Here is a 3,956-nt window from a genome sequence, read left to right as displayed (position 1 = left end):
GGCTGGTCCCCTTCCTCATGTCGTGCAGGTGCGGGGGAACCTCCTGGTTCCCGGCCGACACTCAGCCGGACTTGCGGCGGAACGTGCGCTGCACAGGTCCGACGGTCTCCGACCCGTGGACCGAGCCCGTGTTCGAGCCCCCGTCCGCGGTGCGGTGGCTCGCGGCGTTCTTGCGGTCCAACGCCTCGCGGAACTTCGCCTTGGCGTCCTCGCTGGGCGTGGTCCCGGGTGTCTCGTCCTTCGACGTCGTCATCGGCGGGCCTCCTTCTCTCGGTGGAACAGGTACGCCGTCGGGCGCTCCCGTGCCCCAGCCTGTCGCACCCGGCGGGGTAACGCCAGCGAATACGACCGGGTACGGTCGAGACATGTCGCACAAAGCGCCGGAGCCGGGCTCCGGGATGCCGTTCGCCCGCGCCGGACGCTCCGGCCTTGCCCTTCCCCGCCTCTCCCTCGGGCTCTGGCAGAACTTCGGGCAGTCGACCCCGTACGCGGCGCAGCGCGAGCTGGTCCTGCACGCGCACGACCGCGGGATCGTGCACTTCGACCTCGCGAACAACTACGGCCCGCCGCCGGGTTCCGCGGAGGCCGCCTTCGGGCGCCTCCTGGCGACGGACCTCCGAGGACACCGCGACGAGCTGCTGGTCTCGACCAAGGCGGGCTACCGCATGGGCCCCGGGCCGTACGGCGAGGGCGGGTCGCGCAAGTACCTGCTGTCGTCGCTCGACGCGTCGTTGCGCCGCCTCGGCACCGACCACGTGGACGTCTTCTACTCCCACCGGTTCGACCCGACGACCCCGCTCCACGAGACGATCGGCGCGCTCGCGACGGCCGTCTCCTCGGGCCGGGCCACGTACGCGGCCATCTCGTCGTACTCGGCCGAGCGCACGGCCGAGGCTCTCGCGGTCGCCGACGACCTCGGCCTGCCGCTGGCCCTGCACCAGCCGTCGTACTCGATGCTGAACCGGTGGATCGAGGCACCGGGCCCGGGTGGACGCAGCCTGCTCGACGTCGCAGGCGACTCGGGGACCGGCCTGATCGTCTTCTCGCCGCTGGCCCAGGGCATGCTCTCCGACCGGTATCTCGACGGGGTGCCGTCGGACTCACGCGCTGCCCGCTCGGTCTCGTTGCGTCCCGAGCACCTCGCCCCCGAGAACCTCGCGAGGATCCGTGCGCTGCGTGAGGTCGCGAGCGGTCGCGGCGAGCCCCTCGCCCGGACGGCGGTCGCCTGGACGCTGCGCGACCCGCGCGTCACGTCGGTCCTCGTGGGAGCGCGGACGACGGCTCAGGTCGACGAGAGCCTCGCAGCGCTCGATGCGCCGCCGTTCACGACCGACGAGCTCGCGGCGATCGACGCCGTGACGACCGAGGTCGCGCCCGACGGGAGTCGCCGCCCCCTGGACACAGGCATCAACATCTGGGCAACGCGCTCGAGCGACCTCTAGCCGGGCAGTCGACCCCGCGGAGACGTCGGCTGGTCGTGTCCGACGGCTCAGGCCCGGTCGGGCACCGCGTCGTCGGCGGGCTCGTCACCCGTCGGGCGCACGTCGGCCGCGCCGAAGGTCGCCGCACGCTCCTCGCGCTCGGCCCGGAGCGAGTTGATCGCCGTCTCGAAGTCCTCGAGCGAGTCGAACGCCTGGTAGACGCTCGCGAAGCGCAGGTAGGCGACCTCGTCGAGCTCCCGGAGCGGCCCGAGGATCGCGAGCCCGATCTCGTAGGCGTCCAGCTCCGCGCTCCCGCCGGCCCGGAGCGACTCCTCGACCTTCTGCGCCAGCAGGGCGAGGTCGTCCTCGTTCACGGGGCGCCCCTGGCACGCCTTGCGCACGCCCGTGACGATCTTCTCCCGGCTGAAGGGCTCGGTCACGCCCGAGCGCTTGACGACAGACAGGCTCGCCGTCTCGATCGTGGTGAAGCGGCGGTTGCACGCCGGGCACTGCCTGCGACGACGGATGGACGCACCGTCGTCGGAGGTCCTCGAGTCGACGACCCGTGAGTCCGCGTGCCGGCAGAACGGACAGTGCATGAGGCGATACTCCTGTGGGTCCGCACGAGAGGTCCGGGGCGGGCGCCACGGACGGTGCGTCCCGAACCTATGTCTCGACCTCGACAGGGCGCAAGGCGCCTCGCCAGGCGGGACGGTCACGACATGTCGTGGCACATGAGAACGGAGGTGGCCGATGACCGGCCACCTCCGTCGGGACGCCCCCGTCCCCATCTCACGTCCGCGACTCGCCTCGCGAACGTCGACGCAACTGCGGAGACGCGCGTGGCGCGCCTCCCCCTCACCGACCGACCCCCCAGCCGGGTTGGTGAGGCAGTACTAACTTAGGGGAACCTAATGCGATCGCGCAAGCCCTGCCGCCGAGAACTCACGCCTCGCGGGGCGACCCGTCGGTTCCCCGACGAACAGGAACGCCCCGCAGCCACGGGAGCGACACCCCGCCGCGGATCAACGCCCGAAGTCCGGGTCGACCGGGAGCAGGAGCTGCTGACCGACCTGCAGCCCGGTCGACGACAGATTGTTGAGCTCGGCGAGGTCCGCCATGACGTCACGGACGTCGCGACCCCCCGAGGCCAGGGTGGCAGCGTGCTGCCACAGGGTCTCGCCCGCCTCGACGACATGAACCCGCACCTCGACCGGCTCGCCAGGCCCGGACGCGACCGCACGAGCGCCCCACAGGGTCCCGAGCGCGACCACCGTCACCACGAGCAGCACGAGGACCACGCGGCCCCGCGTCGTCAGCCTCAACGGCGCCTCGACCTGCGTGCCGCCGCGTCGCTCGACGCGCCAGCCATCGGAAGCGCCCATCGCACTGATCGCACTCATTCCCACTCCTTCGCCCGTGGCGCCCGAACCGCCTTCCCCGGTCGGTTCGAACACCTGTACGTCGAACATCTGTACGATTTCTATCACCGTCGGCCGCGGATGTCGAGACATGCTCGAACATGTGTTTGATTCGTGTCGTCGTGTGACCTAGGCTGTTCGAGTACTGGTCGTCCGATATGTCGGACGCCCGTCGCACGGGTCCTCCCGCGCACGGGCTGCCGAGAGCCCGGTCGGCCACGCGCAGGAGCCGGTGCCGCCCGCGGTGCCGCTCGCAGGACAGGGACCGAGACGGCCGAGCAGGGCGGAGACGACGATGGCGGGACGGGTGGCCGACACCACGGGCAGGCTCGCGAAGGTGCACGAGCTGCCCGACGGCACGACGGGCGGCGACGGCCTCACACCACGCCAGCGCCTCGTGCTCGAGACGATCCGCGCGTCGGTCGACCAGCGGGGCTACCCACCGAGCATGCGAGAGATCGGCGAGGCCGTGGGCCTGACGAGCCCCTCGAGCGTCAAGCACCAGCTCACGACGCTCGAGCGCAAGGGCTACCTGCGCCGCGACCCCAACCGACCGCGCGCGATCGAGGTCGTCCAGCACGACGACGCGCGAGCCATCGCCGCCCTCCCCGGCAGCGCCTTCCCGCGCGTCGAGGGGATCGACATGTCCGAGGACTCGCCCGAGCGTCCCACGCCGTCGTACGTCCCCGTCGTGGGACGCATCGCGGCCGGTGGACCCATCCTGGCCGAGCAGGTCGTCGAGGACGTGTTCCCGCTCCCCCGCCAGCTCGTGGGTGACGGCGAGCTCTTCCTGCTCCGCGTGGCCGGCGACTCGATGATCGACGCCGCGATCTGCGACGGGGACTGGGTCGTGGTCCGCCGCCAGCCCGTCGCCGAGAACGGGGAGATCGTCGCGGCGATGATCGACGGCGAGGCGACCGTCAAGACGTTCAAGCGCATCGACAAGCACGTCTGGCTCATGCCGCACAACGCGGCGTACCGGCCCATCTCGGGGGACGACGCCCAGATCCTCGGCCGGGTCGTCTCGGTCCTGCGGAGTCTCTGACCACTCCGGCACGGTGACCGCGGCACGGTCGCAGACGGCGAACATGACGAAGGGGACGACCCACGTGGG

5 protein-coding genes are annotated in these 3,956 nt (G+C 71.5%); 2 read left to right on the top strand and 3 right to left on the bottom strand.

The features are described 5' to 3' along the window. Positions 1 to 61: 61 nt before the first annotated feature. On the bottom strand, positions 62 to 253 hold the full coding sequence (locus tag ACFRCR_RS17490) for a DUF5302 domain-containing protein (protein WP_030150529.1): 192 nt from the start codon (positions 251 to 253) through the stop codon (positions 62 to 64). 112 nt (positions 254 to 365) lie between these two features. Between ACFRCR_RS17490 and ACFRCR_RS17485 the strand changes: the two genes are divergently transcribed. After that, a complete protein-coding gene (locus ACFRCR_RS17485; RefSeq protein ID WP_377679314.1) occupies positions 366 to 1,442 on the top strand; it encodes an aldo/keto reductase in 1,077 nt (358 codons plus the stop codon). Positions 1,443 to 1,489: 47 nt separating this feature from the next. On the opposite strand, the gene nrdR is transcribed toward ACFRCR_RS17485, so the two are convergent. Next, positions 1,490 to 2,020 carry a transcriptional regulator NrdR gene (gene nrdR / locus ACFRCR_RS17480; RefSeq protein WP_377679312.1) on the bottom strand — a complete coding sequence of 177 codons (531 nt, stop codon included), beginning with the start codon at positions 2,018 to 2,020 and terminating at the stop codon, positions 1,490 to 1,492. A 426-nt stretch (positions 2,021 to 2,446) separates the two neighbouring features. After that, positions 2,447 to 2,824: a LysM peptidoglycan-binding domain-containing protein gene (locus tag ACFRCR_RS17475; protein WP_377679310.1), complete on the bottom strand. Its 378-nt coding sequence runs from the start codon at positions 2,822 to 2,824 to the stop codon at positions 2,447 to 2,449. 313 nt (positions 2,825 to 3,137) lie between these two features. On the opposite strand from ACFRCR_RS17475, the gene lexA reads away from it, so the two are divergent. Continuing rightward, complete coding sequence (gene lexA, locus ACFRCR_RS17470; RefSeq protein ID WP_377679308.1) at positions 3,138 to 3,887, top strand: transcriptional repressor LexA; 750 nt, start codon at positions 3,138 to 3,140, stop codon at positions 3,885 to 3,887. The last annotated feature ends 69 nt before the right edge of the window (positions 3,888 to 3,956 follow it).

The organism is Oerskovia sp. NPDC056781 (assembly GCF_042789955.1).
Taxonomy (GTDB): Bacteria; Actinomycetota; Actinomycetes; order Actinomycetales; family Cellulomonadaceae; genus Oerskovia; species Oerskovia rustica.
The sequence above is the reverse complement of the archived record's forward strand: the minus strand, read 5'-3'. Positions and strand labels throughout refer to the sequence as shown.

Bases quoted from the DNA above. Each gene is read 5' to 3' on its own strand.
- ACFRCR_RS17490 (WP_030150529.1), bottom strand. From the start codon at position 253: ATGACGACGTCGAAGGACGAGACACCCGGGACCACGCCCAGCGAGGAC.
- ACFRCR_RS17485 (WP_377679314.1), top strand. From the start codon at position 366: ATGTCGCACAAAGCGCCGGAGCCGGGCTCCGGGATGCCGTTCGCCCGC.
- nrdR (WP_377679312.1), bottom strand. From the start codon at position 2,020: ATGCACTGTCCGTTCTGCCGGCACGCGGACTCACGGGTCGTCGACTCG.
- ACFRCR_RS17475 (WP_377679310.1), bottom strand. From the start codon at position 2,824: ATGAGTGCGATCAGTGCGATGGGCGCTTCCGATGGCTGGCGCGTCGAG.
- lexA (WP_377679308.1), top strand. From the start codon at position 3,138: ATGGCGGGACGGGTGGCCGACACCACGGGCAGGCTCGCGAAGGTGCAC.